Genomic DNA, 16,725 nt, shown 5'->3' on the forward strand with positions numbered 1-16,725 from the left:
GAGCTGGATTCGAACCAGCGAAGGCTGAGCCGTCAGATTTACAGTCTGATCCCTTTGGCCGCTCGGGAACCCCTCCAATGCAACGGCGCTGATAATAGCAAACATCGTATTTAAGTAAAGAAAAAAGCTAAAGAAAAATGAAATAAAGCCGATAAATAGGTATTACTTACTTCAATCGGCTAAAGTCTATGCAAATCGGTGATTTGTTAATCACAGAGAGTCAGCTCAACACTCGACTCAATAAAAGTGTGCATGAAAAGCGCCGAGGAGAGTTTGCGCTTTTACTCGCTATGCTATCTCATGATGCACTCGATTTTAGCCAATTCCATTTACCAAAAACAGAAATTGAAGATTCAACTGTTGGCGAAGATACCCTTCGCAAACAAATAGGAGCAGGTCCAAAGCAACTTTTAGCGCCAGATAAGTTTGATATCTTGATAGGGCAGTTTAACGCCTCACTATTAATGCAAGCAGGGGAACGCGCTGGAATGAGCGATATTAAATTAAATCACTGTTTAAACCCTGAACCATTGTTTATAAGAGATGATGTAAGCCATATTCCGCTTCAGGTGCGTGATAATTGTGAATTAGCAGTGCGCAGGCGTATAAATAACACACAAACGCAACTATCTAACCCGCAACTCGATGCTGCTGCCTTTTACGAAAGCCTAAATAATGATGCGCTTCACCACCCATTGCATTTAGTAAGCGCTTAATTATAAAGCGTACGCTGTAACTGCTTTGATATTGCAATAACCAATCATATTAATAGAACTTGGCAAACGATTGCGCCATCACTCTAACTATTAAGTTACTTGTCTGTAATATAAAGCCGCTAACTCTCTACACTTAAGCGCATTTTAGCGATACTTTATTTTATTAATGGATTAATAATTGATTTAATATAAAAAAAGCATCCAAAAATTAAATGCAATTGCTATAATAGGCTCAAATGGTATGACATTAAATGCCGTTATCATTAAACCAAGGTAATTAGGAACGTAATGAAGAAAATATTCACGCTAAATCACGAGAAAATCAAATATCCTCGTATGGTTGACGCCGCAAAGCATGAAGTGAAAAAATATTTGAAAAGAGAGCGTAACAAAACTCTACCACTCGATGCTGATTACTGGGCGTTTGATTGTAAGTTTGGTAATACCGCTGAAGATGCACAAGTAGTGCACGTTGCAGAGCTTAGTAATCATATAAGCGAAATAGAAAAGCAAAGCTTAACTTCTTTTTATGTAGAAATATTAGCGCGCCCAGCTCAACGTCAACAACCAGATTTGGATGACGACGAATAAGACGCTTATAAAGTAATTTGCGTAATTTTTAAAATGGGCCTAGTGGCCTAATGCCAGTCAGTTAACACTGACTGGCTTTTTTTATAGGGATATTTAGATGGTTTCTTTTTCACACATCGTGGAAAGCGGCGCTCATGATGCCTTGTCGGTAACTGAAATAGCGTCAGCGTTTCTAATAAATGCTCATAGTGTTTTGGTAAATTTCCCGGACTGGTCAGTGGGATAGTTAACAGAAATACGTTGATATGCCTTGAACAATGAGAAAAACTCAGTTGATTTGGCCATACTTCCAGTAACTCTGCGGCCTCACGCATGGCTATTCTTATAATATTGTAGGCAATTAGTAACCCCCACAACTCTTGCCTTATCATATCCGGCCTTTTTGAGCGTAGGATATAGTTTGAGTGCAACATTGTTTGTTTTATTTCTCGATATCCTATTTCTATTTCCCAGCGATGCATGTACAAATCAGCGATTTCTTTTGATGGGTAACGCATTACATCAAGCATTGATGTAAGAATCTGATACTGCTTATTATTATGCGTGTAAGTAAGCAGCCGAGCTTCTATAAACTCTGGCAAGTCAGTAAACTTTTTTCGCGCTTGGGGCGATGTTTTAAGACGCACTAACTGGTCATTTTTACTGATTTTCTTTATGGTATCAACCGTTAAGCCTTTTCTGACAGGTATCATCCAGTGTCTTTCAGTCCCTGCTTGATGCCAACGATGCAAAAGCCCTAATGAATAATAACCGCGATCAAATAAGGTTAATGAGTTATCCGGTGTACCTTCAATGAGTTCTTCAGCGAGTGTCATTTCCCCTTGATGCTGCCCGTTAAAAGCACAATTAATGAGTTGATGACTCGTTAGCTCCATGTGGCATACCATCCGAATTTGCGGATAGGTATTTTCACCATACTGGGTTGAGCCACACCCAAATACGTCTTTATTCTCTGGCGTATCATGTGTACGAAAGACAACCCCATCAACAGCTAATAGATTTAAGCCACAAAATGTATCAAAGTGGGCATGGTTATAATGCCGTGACGCCATCATCTTGAAGACCTGCTCGACAGCACCTTCACCTAAGCGTTGTCTCGCTTGAACCATGGCACTAGGGGCAACTAGTTTCCCTTTACCTGGTAAGGCGATGTCCATTTTAGAGGCTATATCCCAAACAGATTCATGACGAAATAAACTCATACCAATCACAGACCAAACGACAGCATCGAGTGGTAAGCGACGTTTACGAACGGTGGCGACACCCGATTTTTCAAAAGCTTGGTTAAGTAATTCGGGATCTAAGATGCCAGATAAGTTATCAAGCGCTGTAAATTCCTCGGCAGATGAGAAAGTGGTCGAAAGAGCTGTTTGAATATCCATAAAAAATCCGTAATTAGCGAAACTAATTACGGATTATTCACGATCATTTAGATCGGTCAACCGATCAATTAACCTTAACTGATCGGCATTAGCCTAGTGGCCCATTTTTTGTTTGTACGTTTATACAAACGCGATTTAAACCTTGAGCATTCAAGTACAAGCAGCTTATAAGCAGTGCTTACTTTCAGTATTACCCTGAAAATTATGGCCGTGATTTTCTAAAACAATTAACAACAACTCTGTATCGCCATTTTTATATTTGGTTGTAAGTTTGATTAAAAACCCAACTTTAATACATTTGCATAACATAAGACTGTATTATACTGTGTTAGTTGATAATTATAGAAAACAGTAGTATTTATGCCATTAAATTATGCCGATAGCGATTTAAAACTTAGCCTTAAAACCTCAAAAGTTCTCATTGTTGATGATCAGTTACTTAGCATATTGTACTGAAAAAAATATTATCAAAGCACTTTATTGTTAACACCGCCAACAGCGGTGAAGAAGCAGTTGAAATATGTAAATCTAATACTCCCGATATCGTACTGCTGGATATTTCAATGGATGGCATATGCGGTATAGAAACCTGTTTAAAACTTAAAACGACGACACAAACCCAAGACATTCCCGTTATATTTGTTACCTCCTTTGAAAACCAAGAAGAGGACTGCTGGGAAGCGGGTGCGGTAGACTTTATTCAAAAACCGATTAACCCAGAAACCTTATACAGAAGAGTAAGAGCGCACTTAACTATTAAGCTGCAACATGACTTATTAAGTCAAAAAGTGTTTCTTGATGACTTAACTAAAGTATTTAACCGTCGTTATTTTGATACTCATATTAATAAAATACAATTGAGTGCATTAAGAGAGAATACAGAATATGCTTTATTACTTATGGATATTGATTACTTTAAGCAATACAACGATATTTATGGACACGTAGAAGGCGACGTTGTTTTACACTTAGTTGCTCAAACAATTGCCAACAGCCTGCAAAGGCCAAGCGATTTTGTTGCCCGCTATGGCGGCGAAGAATTTGTGGTTGTGCTACCCCATACCAACGAGGAAGGCGCTCGCTGTGTTGCTGAAAAAATTAAAAATAACATATATGGCTTAGGTGTTTTACATAAGTACTCAGAGTTTGAATTTGTCACTATAAGTATAGGTGGAGCTACGTTATTGCAATCAGACGAAGGCAACATGGATATTTTGCAACGCGCAGATAAAAAAATGTACGCCGCTAAAGCACAAGGGCGAAATACAGTGTGCTTTTAAAGCGCAGCGAACCCAATACCAAAATATACGGTAGAGCAGTTATTAACACAGGCCTATAGGTATGTAAATTGCCAATAGTTGCTCGAAAGTAAAATTTTATTTTAGCCATACACATCGCCTGTAACAGCCAACCCTAGGCATGGCTATTGGATGTATTTAAGGTTCAGTTGCCTGTAATTACCTACTTTACTCACCGCACAGCTGCAGTTTGTTATACGCTATGACACTTTTTATATTTTTTGCCACTTTGGCAAGGGCAGTTGTCATTTCTGCTTATTTTAATATCGGCTACCGGAAATAGTGTGCCTTCAAGGTAGCGCCACTGCCCATCTTGTTTAATAAACAACGACTTTTCGTGCAACTCGCAATATAGGTTTTGGTAAAAGTAATTTACTTTAAATGTTACAAAGCCTTCGCTTGCATCGTGCTCAGTGTCGATGACGGTTAGCTTTATAAAGCGGCAGCTATCAGCAAAGTCTTTAATCTCTTTTACAGGGTTTTCTGCCTGTTTTTCACTTGCATAAGTTTGATAAACATAAGTTGCATTTTTAAGTACATATGCACTGTAGCGAGCACGCATAAGTTGCTCAGGTGTTTCAGCTATTTTTGATGCTAAATGAAGTGGTTCACAGCAGTCAGCATAATTTTGCTGGCTGCCACAAAAGCAAGGAGAAGTCGTTAATGAGGTCATAATATTAATATAAAGTGTTTAAAACACGAGTTTAACAAGCTTATTGAGTTAGTGGTATCTCAAGGTTGTGAGTATTTTTAGTAAAACAGTAAAGCTTAGTATTTGTAGTGCTTAAATTTAATGATAGCTGTGTCAGCTGTTGATCATTAATAATATCAGTCCAGGTAATAACCGCAGCAAAGTTTCCGTTGTGCAGCGCCGAGCTAAGTACATACTCTAAGTTTACTAAATGTTTTTGCCTGATCACCAGTAATTTGCTGGTGTCAATGGAGCATGAATCAAGCAAGGCTTTACTCGGTACATGGTCAGGGGCAATCAGCAGTGTCCATGCATTTAAGCTGTTGTATTGGTGTAATACTTTAAGCAATTCAAAGGTTGCTGAAATTTCATCTTCAATTTGAATTAAATTTACACAATCACTTTTATCGTCTTGCTGATAACTTTTAACGGTTCTTACGGTAATAGGCTGTAACATAAATTTCTCACTCACTGGGTTTTTATACAGTACCCATATACAGTAGTTTATACAGTGTTATGGTGCAAGTGTTTTTTTGCTAATTATTTGTACAGTCATTCAGTTTTAAATTTTTACACGGATAAAAAAACAAAAATAACTATTAAAAACAGAGCGTTAATATTTTAGGTATATATTTATATTTTTTATTAAAGTTATGCGGCGAATAGCACCTATACAGTACTTTATGCTCTATTATTTACGTTAAAGTAAAGCTGATTGCTCAGCATATAAGCACGGTAATTATTATTTTTAAAACCTGAAGTACATACGTATTACCGTGTCATATTTATTATTTCAGCTACTTCAATAACTTAATGCATAACAAGGTAAAATGTCCGGTATTTCGCTATTTTTATGCTAAAATCTCGCCACTTTTTACTACCTTAAGTTTGTTATGCTCGAAGCCTTATTTAAAATCCGCGCAAATGATTCCTCAGTACAACGTGAATGTGTTGCCGGTATGACTACTTTTATTACTATGGTTTATATTGTTTTTGTTAATCCAGCAATGCTTGCCCAAGCAGGAATGGATCAAGGCGCTGCGTTTGTAGCTACATGTATTGCAGCTGCAATAGGCTGTTTTATTATGGGCCTATGGGCCAATTATCCGTTAGCGTTAGCGCCGGGTATGGGATTAAATGCTTTTTTTACCTATGGCGTTGTTTTAGGAATGGGCTATACCTGGGAAGCGGCATTAGGTGCTGTGTTTATGTCGGGTTGTATATTTTTATTTTTAAGTTTATTTAAAGTACGAGAGTGGATTATTAATGCCATTCCACTGGTGCTAAAACAAGCAATAGCGACCGGTATTGGTGCTTTTTTGGCGCTAATTGCGCTTAAAAGTGCAGGGATCATAGTATCTAGCCCTGCAACCTTAGTGCAGCTAGGTGATATTACTGCACCTGGGCCATTACTTGCTATTTTAAGTTTTTTTGTGATTGCGGCATTGTTATATCGCGATTTTAAAAGTGGTGTGTTAATTAGTATTTTACTGGTAACAGGTATTGCTTTGGCTTTTGGTTTGGTTGAATATCAGGGGGTTATGTCTATGCCGCCGTCAATTTTACCAACCTTTATGCAACTTGATTTTAGTGCGGCATTTGAGCTTTCAATGTTGAGTGTTATTTTTGCATTTTTATTTGTAGATTTATTTGATACCTCAGGCACCCTGGTTGCAGTCACGCAAAAAGCAGGGCTTGCAGATGAAAAAGGCAATATGCCACGTTTAGGGCGCGCTCTTAGCGCTGATAGCACTGCCACTATTGCTGGTGCAATGCTTGGTACATCTACTACTACATCTTACATAGAGTCGGTGGCTGGCGTTTCTGTAGGCGGACGCACAGGCTTAACAGCCGTTGTTGTGGGTATTTGTTTTTTATTGATGATGTTTTTTGCGCCACTAGCGCAAATGGTGCCAGCGTATGCCACTGCCGGTGCTATTTTATATGTTTCGGTACTTATGCTACAAAACTTAAAGTTTGTAAACTGGGACGACATGACAGATGCCATTCCTGTTAGTGTGGTGTTATTAATGACCCCGCTGACATTTTCTATTGCTCACGGTATAGCGCTTGGGTTTATTTCATACACTGCGGTTAAGGTATTATGCGGTAAAAAGGATCAAGTAAGTATTAGTGTGTGGATTTTAACGGCATTGTTTATTGTTAAGTTTGCATTTTTATCTTAAAAAACTTATTTATCTATCAATAAAAAAAGCCCATACAATTTTGTATGGGCTTTTTTTATAAATTATAGTACTAATTTACCATTTCTTTTTCGGAGCAAACAATATGTCTAGGTCATCTTGCTCTTGTTCAGTTTTCTTTTTAAGTGCATCGGCATTCGATGCTCTTAACTCAACACTAATAGCTTCTAAGTAGCCTTCTACTTCTTGATATTTAGCAGTTACATATGGATCGCTATACGATACCGCACTGAGTGAGGCATGGGCTTTTTCAAAATATTGTCTAGCTGAACCTACCATACCTGCAGAGCGCGCCGATAAACCACGTTTAATTTGGCTTTCAATATTTATTTGTAACTGCAGTTTTTCCATTCGTTTGTCTTCGATTACAAATAGTTGGCTATCGAGGTTACCTTTATTGTGCTCAGAGCGTAGAATAATACGTAATTTTTTTATGCCCTGTATTAGCGATACCAGTTGTTTATCGTTACTTGGCAGTGAAAGCGATTCGCTATTGCTTCCTTGAACTGGGTTATTCAAACGCTCTTTCGCTTCATTTAAACGGTTTTTTAATATTTTAGAACCAGGTGAAAGCGATACCATGGTACTAAGCGCATCATGATTACGACGCTGTAAAACACGTAGTGTGTTATCTGAAAACGGGATATTAGCGTTATTCATTAACGCTTCCTCGGTTTCCTCAATGATAGCTTTTTGTTTGGTTAGTTCTTTACGGCGATCAGCTTCTTGTTTTTCTTTATGCTGTTGCACCGCACTTACCCAAAGCGCAATCACAATAAGAGCAACAATGAGTATAATTATAATAGAGACGATCATGTTACAGTTCTCGGGTTCTAAACCTAATTGCTCAATCTTACATTAAATATATAAGAACAGGAAAACTTTGCGCTAATTAACTATAAAAGCAGGCTAAGAAAGCGTTTAAATCTTAATGCTTTATATGATAATCATTGCTATCTGAAGTATATTTATTGTGCTAGCCTAAGCCTATAATTATTAAATACGATATTATCAATTAAAACCTACCATTTGTCGGGTGGTCAGTTTTTAAAGATAAAGTATTTACCCCCTCAAAAACGAATAATAACGAAAATACATAGCTATGAAATTACAACAACTTAGATATATTGTAGAAGTTCAAAATCATAAATTAAATGTCTCAGCAACAGCTGAAAGTTTATTTACCTCACAACCAGGTATTTCTAAGCAAGTGCGCATGCTTGAAGATGAGTTAGGTATTCAAATTTTTGGTCGCAGTGGTAAACATTTAACGCATGTAACGAGTGCCGGTGAAGAAGTCATTAATATATCGCGCGAAATCCTCTCAAAAGTGGAAGGTATTAAAGCGGTTGCTCATGAGCATACTTTACCTGATCAAGGTAAGCTTAATATTGCCACTACTCATACCCAAGCACGTTACGCATTGCCGAATGTTATTAAAGGGTTTATGAAAAAATACCCCGCAGTGTCACTTCATATGCACCAAGGTACACCGCAGCAAATATCAGATGCAGCTGCACGTGGCGATGCCGACTTTGCTATTGCAACAGAAGCACTACACTTATATTCAGACCTTGTTATGCTACCTTGTTATCATTGGAACCGTAGTATTGTGGTGGCAAAAGACCATCCATTAGCTAAAAAAGCCAATAGTATAACCGTGGCTGATATTGCAAAATATCCGCTTATTACTTATGTATTTGGCTTTACTGGCCGCTCAGAACTAGATAAAGCATTTAGTGCTCATGGGCTTGAGCCGCACATAGTATTTACCGCCACCGATGCCGACGTTATTAAAACGTATGTACGCTTAGGATTAGGCGTTGGAGTGGTTGCGTCAATGGCGATTGACCAGGTCAGTGATACTGATTTAGTGTGTATTGATGCCAGCCATTTATTTGAAGCGAGTACCACTAAAATTGGTTTTAGAAAAGGCAGTTTTTTACGCACTTATATGTATGACTTTATTGAACGCTTTGCACCACACTTAACTAAAGAGCGAGTAGAGCGTGCTAACTTATTACGCAACCAAGAAGATGTTGATAAGTTATTTGCTGATATAGAATTGCCAGTTAAATAATTGTTTCGGTATCTAATACTTAACTGTTAAAAGTAGCTAATAAAAAAGGCGCCTGTTTTTAAACAGGCGCCTTTTTTAATTATAATTAAGTGTGTTAACACTCAATTATATTAACGGCTAAACCACCACGAGCGGTTTCTTTATATTTAGTTTTCATATCGTTACCGGTTTCGAGCATAGTTTTAATCACTTTATCGAGTGATACTTTTTGCTCACCACTACCACGAATTGCAAGGCGTGACGCATTAATTGCTTTTATCGCGCCCATGGCGTTGCGTTCAATACACGGTACTTGCACTAAGCCACCAACTGGGTCACACGTAAGCCCTAAGTTATGCTCCATGCCAATTTCGGCGGCATTTTCTACTTGCACTACATTACCACCTACAATTTCGGTAAGTGCGCCTGCAGCCATTGAGCAAGCCACGCCCACTTCACCTTGGCAGCCTACTTCGGCACCCGAAATAGAGGCGTTCTTTTTATATAAAATACCGATAGCGGCGGCGGTTAATAAATAACGCGTAACTATGTCGCGATCAACTTCTTTTATAAAAGTATGATAATACATAAGTACTGCTGGTAAAATACCCGCTGCGCCATTGGTAGGCGCGGTTACAACACGCCCGCCTGCGGCGTTCTCTTCATTTACAGCTAAAGCAAATAAGTCGACCCAATCCATAGCACGTAGGGGGTCGTTACTTACTTCAACATTAAGTTTTAAATGTAAATTAGGAGCACGACGTTTTACTTTTAAACCGCCTGGTAAAATCCCTTCGGTACGCATACCACGCTCAATACAGGCTTTCATTACCTGCCAAATATTAAATAACTCGTCTTTAATGTCGTTTTCGCTGCGTAGTGTTTTTTCGTTATGCATCATTAAAGTAGATACACTGAAACCCGACTCTTTACACATTTCCAGTAATTCTTGTGCGCTACCAAACGGAAAAGGTGCAGGGTTTTCTTCACGAATATCAAGCGCTGCTTGTTTTTCGTTTTCAAAATCTTGGTCAGTAACAATAAAGCCACCGCCAATTGAGTAATAAATTTGGCTATAAACCTTCTCGCCATTATTAGAGGCAATAATTTCCATTGCATTAGAGTGCTTAGGTAGCGTTTTACGACGGTGAAAAACAATAGCCCCTTGCTTTGGGAATTTAGCCTTATGCGTTTGATTTAAATAAATAACTTGTTCTTTTTCAATTGTGGCTAAAATAGTATCAACCAAATCGGCGTCGATGGTTTCAGGATCATACCCAGCAAGGCCAAGTATTACAGCTTTACCCGAGCCGTGGCCAATACCAGTTTGACCTAACGAGCCATATAGCTCTACTTTAATGTCGGTAACGTTTGCTAATAATTGTTTTTCTTGTAGGTCATTAACAAATAAACGAGATGCGCGCATTGGGCCAACGGTATGTGACGAAGAAGGGCCAATACCAATACTAAACATATCAAATGCACTTATCATAATGTGTCTCTTCTGTGTTTACTCAGCACTAGGCTGCTTTTTTGAACGGTCGTGTATAGTAACGCTAAATTGTGACTATGTAACCATTAATCAAGAACATTTAAACTGGTAAGGCGAGTTGTTTTGTAAAGTTTTTAATGATGCTTGCAGTTGCACCCCAAAGTAAACCATGTGGGGTATTGTAACCATATAAAATAATGGTTTTACCAAAACGCTGAAAAGGCAGGGGCTGCCAATTAGCCTCGTTAGTTAAATCACGCAGTGGTAATAAAAAACTAGCTTGTACCTCATTATGATCGTTCTCCCAAATAGTGTGTTTATTAAGCATGCCAACAAAAGGGCTAATGTTAAAGCCGGTGAGTGTTGAGTACAAAGGTAATTGGCCAAATACTTTAACATTACTGGGCGTAATATTTAGCTCTTCATGTAGTTCACGCAGGGCAGTAGTGCGAAGCGTAATATCACTTGCTTCAAACTTACCACCGGGCAAGCAAATTTCACCGGGATGATGGTGCAAATAAATAGGGCGCTTACACAGTAAAATATGCGCATGATCATCTACATCAATAAGCGGCAACATGACTGCGCTGGCACGCTTTTTAGGGGTATCTATTCCTTGATCTGGCGCTGCCGTAGGGCTTAACTGAAACCGCGCTATAATGTGTTCACTATTCAAAGCGACCTACTGTTATAATAATGGGAGTATTTTATTTACTTTATCGTATGTTTCTTGATATTCCAATGCAACTTTAGAATCAGCTACTATGCCACCACCGGCCCAGCAGTGTATTTGTTGAGCGTGGCATACTAAAGTACGAATAGTAATGCTGGTATCCATGTTACCACAAGCACTTAAATAGCCTATTGAACCACAATAAATACTGCGACGATGCGGTTCAAGTTCTTCAATAATCTCCATTGCTCTCACTTTAGGCGCGCCAGTAATCGAGCCCCCAGGAAATGCTGCAGCGAGTTGATCAACCGCCGTTTTACCCTCTGCCAATGTGGCAGTAACTGTACTAACTAAATGATGCACCGCCGGAAAGCTCTCAATAGCAAATAACGAGGGCACCTGAACCGATCCTGGTTTGGCTACTTTACCTAAATCGTTTCGTAATAAATCAACAATCATTACATTTTCGGCGCGATCTTTGGCAGAGTTTGCCAATAATTGTGCTTGCTGGGCGTCTTGCTGCGGATCCGCTTTTCGCGGTAGCGTGCCTTTAATCGGCTTAGTTTGCACTTGATTATCGCTTACTAATATAAAACGCTCCGGAGAAATAGACAAAATTGCGCCTTGCGGATGGTTTATAAAGCTAGAAAACGGCGCTTTATTCGCTGCTGTTAATTTAACGTAGGCAGCCCAAGGCGAGCCTTCATATTGGGCACTAAAACGCTGTGCTAAATTTATTTGATAGCAATCGCCTGTTTTTAAATAATCTTCAATTACGGCAAATTTTTGCGCATAATCAGCGCGGCTCATATTAGATTGCCACGCAGTTTTAAGTGCAAAGCTAGGCATAATGGCAGGTTGTGCTAAATACTGCTGATAAAGTGCTAAGCGATTAACCTTAGGCTGGGCAATATAAAACCAACTGTTTTGTTGTTTATCGTATATGAGTGCATCTAAGTACAAGCCAACGGCCATTTGTGGCAAGTCTATATCGTTTATAGCGCTACTTGGGAGGTTTTCAAGTGTGCGGCCTAAGTCATAACCCAAATAACCCAGCCAGCCACCACTAAAGGGTAGGTTGTTGGCCGCTTTGTTGTTATTAAGTTTTAGCAGTTCGCTGTTCATTATTTCAAAGCAGCTTCTTGCATCGGGTTGGTTATTTAAAATACTGAGGTTGTTTTGTACTTCCAGTGTGCTTTTGGGCTCGATGGCAATAATATCAAAACGACTGTCTACATGCTCACTATTGGCCGAATCGAGTAAAATGGCATAAGGCAAGTGGGCAAAATGCGCAAATACATCAATACAGCTTTGTGTTATGGCTAATTTTATACAATTATTTTTATTGTTTAGCATTTACTACCCCTTTAAGAACTGGCTCGAAATGGGCGAGGAGGGTATCATAAGTCAAATTTTTTTGGCAGCGTTTAGTTGCTTCCCAAATTAAAAACAGTGCAAACCACCGTCACCGGTTTGATATAGCTTACGCGACACCGCGTAACGGTAACTTAAGGAACCACTATGAGTACAATCCGTCAGCAAGACTTTATAGATAGCATTGAAGATGCTTTGCAGTATATTTCCTTCTATCATCCCCTTGATTTTGTTCAAGCGCTTGAAAAAGCCTATAACAAAGAACAAAGTAAAGCAGCAAAAGATGCCATCGCACAAATTCTAATTAACTCGCGTATGTCGGCTGAGGGCAAGCGTCCGCTTTGCCAAGACACAGGTATTATTACCTGTTTTGTTAAAGTAGGTATGGATGTTAACTGGGATAAAACCGATTTAACCGTTCAACAAATGGTTGATGAAGGCACACGCCGTGCATACTTAAATCCAGACAACCCGCTGCGCGCCTCTATTGTTGCAGACCCTGCAGGTACTCGTAAAAACACCAAAGACAATACCCCTTCAGTTGTACATATAGATTTAGTAGCGGGCGGTAAGGTTGAAGTAATGGTAGCGGCTAAAGGCGGCGGCTCTGAAAACAAAAGTAAAATGGTTATGTTAAACCCATCTGACGATGTGGCAGAATGGGTAGAAAAAACGCTACCTACAATGGGCGCAGGCTGGTGTCCGCCTGGCATGCTAGGTATAGGTATTGGTGGTACGGCTGAAAAAGCGGCAGTAATGGCTAAAGAGTCGTTAATGGATCCGGTAGATATTCATGAATTAATGGAACGCGGTGCAGAAACCACAGAAGAAAAGCTACGTTTAGAAATATTTGAACGTGCTAATAAATTAGGTATTGGCGCACAAGGCTTAGGCGGTTTAACAACGGTTGTTGATGTTAAAATTAAAACAGCACCAACGCATGCAGCGTCAAAACCGGTCGTGATGATCCCTAACTGTGCGGCTACTCGCCACGTACACTTTACCCTTGATGGTTCAGGCCCAGCAAACCTAAAAGCACCTAAGTTAGAAGATTGGCCACAAGTAACCTTTGAAGTGGGCGAAGGCACACGTCGTGTTGATTTAAATACCTTGACCAAAAAAGATGTGCAAGAATGGAAAATGGGTGAAACTGTTTTACTTTCGGGTACTATTTTAACGGGTCGAGATGCCGCGCATAAGCGTTTGCAAGACATGATCAACTCAGGCGAAGGTTTACCTAAAGGCGTAGATTTTGATAATAAATTTATTTATTACGTAGGCCCAGTAGATGCTGTACGTGACGAAGCAGTTGGCCCAGCGGGTCCGACAACGGCTACGCGTATGGATAAATTTACCGATATGATGCTAGAAAAAACCGGTATTGTAGGCATGATAGGTAAAGCAGAGCGTGGCCCTGCTACGGTTGAGTCTATTAAGCAGCATAAGTCAGTGTACTTAATGGCAGTTGGCGGCGCGGCGTATTTAGTATCTAAAGCAATTAAAAAAGCACGTGTTGTTGCTTTCGAAGATTTAGGTATGGAAGCCATCTACGAGTTTGAAGTAGAAGATATGCCGGTAACAGTCGCTGTTGATAGCGAAGGTGCTAATGCGCATACGCAAGGCCCTGCAATTTGGAAAGCTAAAATTGAAGAGCTAGATAGCAAGCTAAAGTAATCTAACTTACTAATATACAAAGCGAGCCCTGTGCTCGCTTTTTGTTTAACTTAAACTAAGTAACCTGACCTCTGGATAATAAACCTATCTCAAGCAGCTATTTTCAGCGCTAACTGCGTTGAATTCACTTGCAATAGGCCAGCTATTGACGCGTGAATTCGTCTTGTTTTCACTGAAAATCTCTGGCTAGAGAAAATAAAGATAAATATAACTATGATTCAATACGTTAGTAAATCTCTTAACCAGAGTTCAGGTTAAATATCCTGCTCTATTGCCCGTAATTTAATTTGCTTAGCAAAAGAGTGAGCAGCTCTGACCAGTTCTCTTAAACCACCCCCTTTTTAAGGCAAACCTATGTAGCATAAGCGTTTGCATATTATGCTTGCGTGTAATTTAAACTTTACAGTTATTAGTTGCGTTACGTTCACGTAAGCGTAAACCTTGCGGTGTTTGTTATTTTTAGCTTTTAATACTTGATTGCTTTACCTTTGTGGGATTTTTATGTGCACTTAGCATTAAAGTTGGCTATTTAATTCAATGCTGTTTTGCGCTTGGGTTTATCCTCTCGTGGTATAGCGAAGCGTTATCCGAAGTGATAAAGTCTCGGCAATTTCATGCATGCATACCCTTTAGGGTTAACTATTTCGGAGTATTTAAAGTGGTTGTGTTTAATCAAGTTGAATTTGATAACCATGAACAAGTGGTTTTTTGTACTGATAAAGAGTCGGGTTTAAAAGCAATAATTGCGGTACATAATACTAACCTAGGTCCGGCAGTGGGCGGATGTAGAATGTGGGATTATGCAAATGATGAAGATGCAGTTTACGACGTGCTGCGTTTATCCAAAGGCATGACCTATAAAAATGCAGTTGCGCGCTTGCCATTTGGTGGCGGTAAATCTGTGATTATTGGTAATGCTAAAGAAATTAAATCTGAGCAATTATTCCGTGCTTTTGGTCGTCAATTAGAGCGATTAAACGGCAGCTACTATTCTGCTGAAGATGTAAATATCAACTGCGACGATGTTGCAATGATGAACAAAGAAACCAGTTATGTACTTGGCCTTGAAGGCAAAAGTGGTAACCCATCACCATTTACAGCATACGGTACGTTTTTAGGTATAAAAGCGGCATTAAACCATCAGCGTGGTCATCAAAACTTTGCTGGTATTAAAGTAGCAGTACAAGGGTTAGGGACTGTTGCTTATACTTTATGTAAGCATTTGTCAGAGGCGGGCGCTGAGCTATATGTTACTGATATTAACCAAGCAGCAATTGACCGTGTTGTTAATGAGTTTGGTGCTACAGCCGTTGGCATTGACGAAATTTACGATTTAGACGTAGACGTGTACGCACCTTGTGCACTAGGTGCAACTATAAACGATGCAACTATACCGCGCCTTAAAGCTACTATAATTGCAGGCTGTGCCAATAACCAGTTGGCACAATCGCGTCATGGTGAAATTATTCGTGAGAAAGGTATTTTATATGCACCAGATTACGTAATTAACGCCGGTGGTATTATTAATGTTTATTATGAAACGCTACCAGAAGGGTACAGTGCTGCTGCGTCAAATAAACATGTTGAAGGTATTTTTGATACCCTAACTGAAATTTTTGCGCGTAGTGAAAAAGAGCAAAAATCTACGCATTTAATTGCTGATGAGCTTGCACAAGAGATCCTTAAAAACGGTCTTTAATCGGCTAAATAAGTTAACCGTAAATATTAGGGCGTGCAATTGCACGCCTTTTTTTTGTTTATACGTTAAACTTAATTTTTTATTTTATGTGTTTATTTATCTATGTCTTCTTCGCCTGTTTCTATGCAGCCTATTGATTTTGATAGCTGGCCCCGTAAACAACATTTTGAGTTGTTTAAACACTTTTCTCAACCGTACTTTAATGTGTGTGTACAGCTAAACGCGAAGGCCTTATATAATTACTGTAAAGCGCATCAGCTGTCTTTTTTTCAGGCCTATACTTATGCCACACTTAAAGCGTGCCATGCGTACCCGCCAATTATGCTGCGTATTATTAATGATAAGCCATGGCTACTAAGTAACACCCGCGCTAGTGTGGTTGAGCTTGCAGCAGATGACTCGTTCAGGTTTAGTTACTTTAGTGATAAGGCCAACTTTACTGAGTTTGCCGTGCATGCCAGCGCAGTTAGTTTTAATGCTAAATCGCAGCCTTTATTTTCTGACGCCTTTGCACAAACCGAAGGGCAGGCCGACTTAATTCATATTTCGGTATTACCTTGGCTAAATTTTAGTGCTTTTTCGCATGCGTTTAGTGAAGGGAAATGTTTAGGGATCCCTAAATTTGTATTTGGTCAGCTTAATAAACAGCAGCAAACTATGCCCTTAGCTATTGATGTACATCACTCTTTAATGGATGGTTTACACGTAGCAAAGTTTATAAACATTTTACAAGATACATTTGATAACTTTTGTAAAGATTAGTTAATGAAATGCTACTGCAGGCTGTGGTAGTATTTTCTTAGTTTAGCTGGTTTTGGTTGGTTTTTAATCACTTAGGATTGCGTTAAATTTAGTGGGTAATACTAATTAAT

General features: G+C 39.3%; 15 protein-coding genes. 8 read left to right on the forward strand and 7 right to left on the reverse strand.

Annotated features, from left to right (window positions below; all coding sequences use genetic code 11):
- The first annotated feature begins 188 nt into the window (after positions 1-188).
- Both AAEZ18_RS13965 and AAEZ18_RS13970 read left to right on the forward strand, forming a co-directional pair.
- Positions 189-716, forward strand: coding sequence for a VC2046/SO_2500 family protein (locus AAEZ18_RS13965; protein WP_011327839.1), 528 nt, complete (start codon positions 189-191; stop codon positions 714-716).
- A gap of 288 nt (positions 717-1,004) precedes the next feature.
- Positions 1,005-1,307 (forward strand): DUF6172 family protein, encoded by a 303-nt coding sequence (locus tag AAEZ18_RS13970; RefSeq protein ID WP_011327840.1) that lies wholly within the window; start codon positions 1,005-1,007, stop codon positions 1,305-1,307.
- 47 nt (positions 1,308-1,354) lie between these two features.
- On the opposite strand, the gene AAEZ18_RS13975 is transcribed toward AAEZ18_RS13970, so the two are convergent.
- On the reverse strand, positions 1,355-2,689 hold the full coding sequence (locus AAEZ18_RS13975; RefSeq protein WP_350595048.1) for an IS4 family transposase: 1,335 nt from the start codon (positions 2,687-2,689) through the stop codon (positions 1,355-1,357).
- Positions 2,690-3,168: 479 nt separating this feature from the next.
- Between AAEZ18_RS13975 and AAEZ18_RS13980 the strand changes: the two genes are divergently transcribed.
- A complete protein-coding gene (locus tag AAEZ18_RS13980; RefSeq protein ID WP_350595053.1) occupies positions 3,169-3,969 on the forward strand; it encodes a GGDEF domain-containing response regulator in 801 nt (266 codons plus the stop codon).
- 211 nt (positions 3,970-4,180) lie between these two features.
- Here AAEZ18_RS13980 and AAEZ18_RS13985 read toward each other — a convergent pair whose 3' ends face one another.
- Positions 4,181-4,660, reverse strand: coding sequence for a YchJ family protein (locus AAEZ18_RS13985; RefSeq protein WP_011327843.1), 480 nt, complete (start codon positions 4,658-4,660; stop codon positions 4,181-4,183).
- A 40-nt stretch (positions 4,661-4,700) separates the two neighbouring features.
- Positions 4,701-5,135 carry a SulA-like leucine-rich domain-containing protein gene (locus AAEZ18_RS13990; protein ID WP_011327844.1) on the reverse strand — a complete coding sequence of 145 codons (435 nt, stop codon included), beginning with the start codon at positions 5,133-5,135 and terminating at the stop codon, positions 4,701-4,703.
- Between the two features lie 436 nt (positions 5,136-5,571).
- On the opposite strand from AAEZ18_RS13990, the gene AAEZ18_RS13995 reads away from it, so the two are divergent.
- Positions 5,572-6,864 (forward strand): NCS2 family permease, encoded by a 1,293-nt coding sequence (locus tag AAEZ18_RS13995; protein WP_050754470.1) that lies wholly within the window; start codon positions 5,572-5,574, stop codon positions 6,862-6,864.
- Positions 6,865-6,939: 75 nt separating this feature from the next.
- Here the strand turns inward: AAEZ18_RS13995 and AAEZ18_RS14000 are convergent, their stop codons facing one another.
- Positions 6,940-7,698: a hypothetical protein gene (locus tag AAEZ18_RS14000; protein WP_182683239.1), complete on the reverse strand. Its 759-nt coding sequence runs from the start codon at positions 7,696-7,698 to the stop codon at positions 6,940-6,942.
- Positions 7,699-7,984: 286 nt separating this feature from the next.
- Between AAEZ18_RS14000 and cysB the strand changes: the two genes are divergently transcribed.
- Positions 7,985-8,962, forward strand: coding sequence for an HTH-type transcriptional regulator CysB (cysB, locus tag AAEZ18_RS14005; protein WP_011327847.1), 978 nt, complete (start codon positions 7,985-7,987; stop codon positions 8,960-8,962).
- Positions 8,963-9,056: 94 nt separating this feature from the next.
- Here the strand turns inward: cysB and AAEZ18_RS14010 are convergent, their stop codons facing one another.
- The 3 genes from AAEZ18_RS14010 to pabB form a co-directional block, all read right to left on the reverse strand.
- Positions 9,057-10,433, reverse strand: a complete 1,377-nt coding sequence (locus AAEZ18_RS14010; protein ID WP_011327848.1) for an L-serine ammonia-lyase — start codon at positions 10,431-10,433, stop codon at positions 9,057-9,059.
- Positions 10,434-10,533: 100 nt separating this feature from the next.
- A complete protein-coding gene (locus AAEZ18_RS14015; protein ID WP_011327849.1) occupies positions 10,534-11,109 on the reverse strand; it encodes an NUDIX hydrolase in 576 nt (191 codons plus the stop codon).
- 12 nt (positions 11,110-11,121) lie between these two features.
- Positions 11,122-12,462, reverse strand: coding sequence for an aminodeoxychorismate synthase component I (gene pabB, locus AAEZ18_RS14020; protein WP_089368018.1), 1,341 nt, complete (start codon positions 12,460-12,462; stop codon positions 11,122-11,124).
- Between the two features lie 165 nt (positions 12,463-12,627).
- Here pabB and AAEZ18_RS14025 point away from each other — a divergent pair, with 165 nt between their 5' ends.
- The 3 genes from AAEZ18_RS14025 to AAEZ18_RS14035 all read left to right on the forward strand — a co-directional run bounded on the left by AAEZ18_RS14025 (position 12,628) and on the right by AAEZ18_RS14035 (position 16,615).
- Complete coding sequence (locus AAEZ18_RS14025) at positions 12,628-14,154, forward strand: fumarate hydratase (RefSeq protein WP_011327851.1); 1,527 nt, start codon at positions 12,628-12,630, stop codon at positions 14,152-14,154.
- A gap of 658 nt (positions 14,155-14,812) precedes the next feature.
- Entirely contained in the window at positions 14,813-15,853 is a 1,041-nt protein-coding gene (locus AAEZ18_RS14030; RefSeq protein ID WP_089368020.1) for a Leu/Phe/Val dehydrogenase, read from the forward strand.
- Between the two features lie 123 nt (positions 15,854-15,976).
- Complete coding sequence (locus tag AAEZ18_RS14035) at positions 15,977-16,615, forward strand: chloramphenicol acetyltransferase (protein ID WP_080516808.1); 639 nt, start codon at positions 15,977-15,979, stop codon at positions 16,613-16,615.
- Positions 16,616-16,725: the final 110 nt, after the last annotated feature.

This window comes from Pseudoalteromonas sp. 19-MNA-CIBAN-0066 (assembly GCF_040308705.1).
In the GTDB taxonomy this organism is placed as follows: domain Bacteria; phylum Pseudomonadota; class Gammaproteobacteria; order Enterobacterales; family Alteromonadaceae; genus Pseudoalteromonas; species Pseudoalteromonas nigrifaciens.

Bases quoted from the DNA above. Each gene is read 5' to 3' on its own strand.
- cysB (WP_011327847.1), top strand. From the start codon at position 7,985: ATGAAATTACAACAACTTAGATATATTGTAGAAGTTCAAAATCATAAA.
- AAEZ18_RS13970 (WP_011327840.1), top strand. From the start codon at position 1,005: ATGAAGAAAATATTCACGCTAAATCACGAGAAAATCAAATATCCTCGT.
- AAEZ18_RS13985 (WP_011327843.1), bottom strand. From the start codon at position 4,660: ATGACCTCATTAACGACTTCTCCTTGCTTTTGTGGCAGCCAGCAAAAT.
- pabB (WP_089368018.1), bottom strand. From the start codon at position 12,462: ATGCTAAACAATAAAAATAATTGTATAAAATTAGCCATAACACAAAGC.
- AAEZ18_RS14035 (WP_080516808.1), top strand. From the start codon at position 15,977: ATGCAGCCTATTGATTTTGATAGCTGGCCCCGTAAACAACATTTTGAG.
- AAEZ18_RS14025 (WP_011327851.1), top strand. From the start codon at position 12,628: ATGAGTACAATCCGTCAGCAAGACTTTATAGATAGCATTGAAGATGCT.
- AAEZ18_RS14010 (WP_011327848.1), bottom strand. From the start codon at position 10,433: ATGATAAGTGCATTTGATATGTTTAGTATTGGTATTGGCCCTTCTTCG.
- AAEZ18_RS13975 (WP_350595048.1), bottom strand. From the start codon at position 2,689: ATGGATATTCAAACAGCTCTTTCGACCACTTTCTCATCTGCCGAGGAA.
- AAEZ18_RS13995 (WP_050754470.1), top strand. From the start codon at position 5,572: ATGCTCGAAGCCTTATTTAAAATCCGCGCAAATGATTCCTCAGTACAA.
- AAEZ18_RS13990 (WP_011327844.1), bottom strand. From the start codon at position 5,135: ATGTTACAGCCTATTACCGTAAGAACCGTTAAAAGTTATCAGCAAGAC.
- AAEZ18_RS14000 (WP_182683239.1), bottom strand. From the start codon at position 7,698: ATGATCGTCTCTATTATAATTATACTCATTGTTGCTCTTATTGTGATT.
- AAEZ18_RS13965 (WP_011327839.1), top strand. From the start codon at position 189: ATGCAAATCGGTGATTTGTTAATCACAGAGAGTCAGCTCAACACTCGA.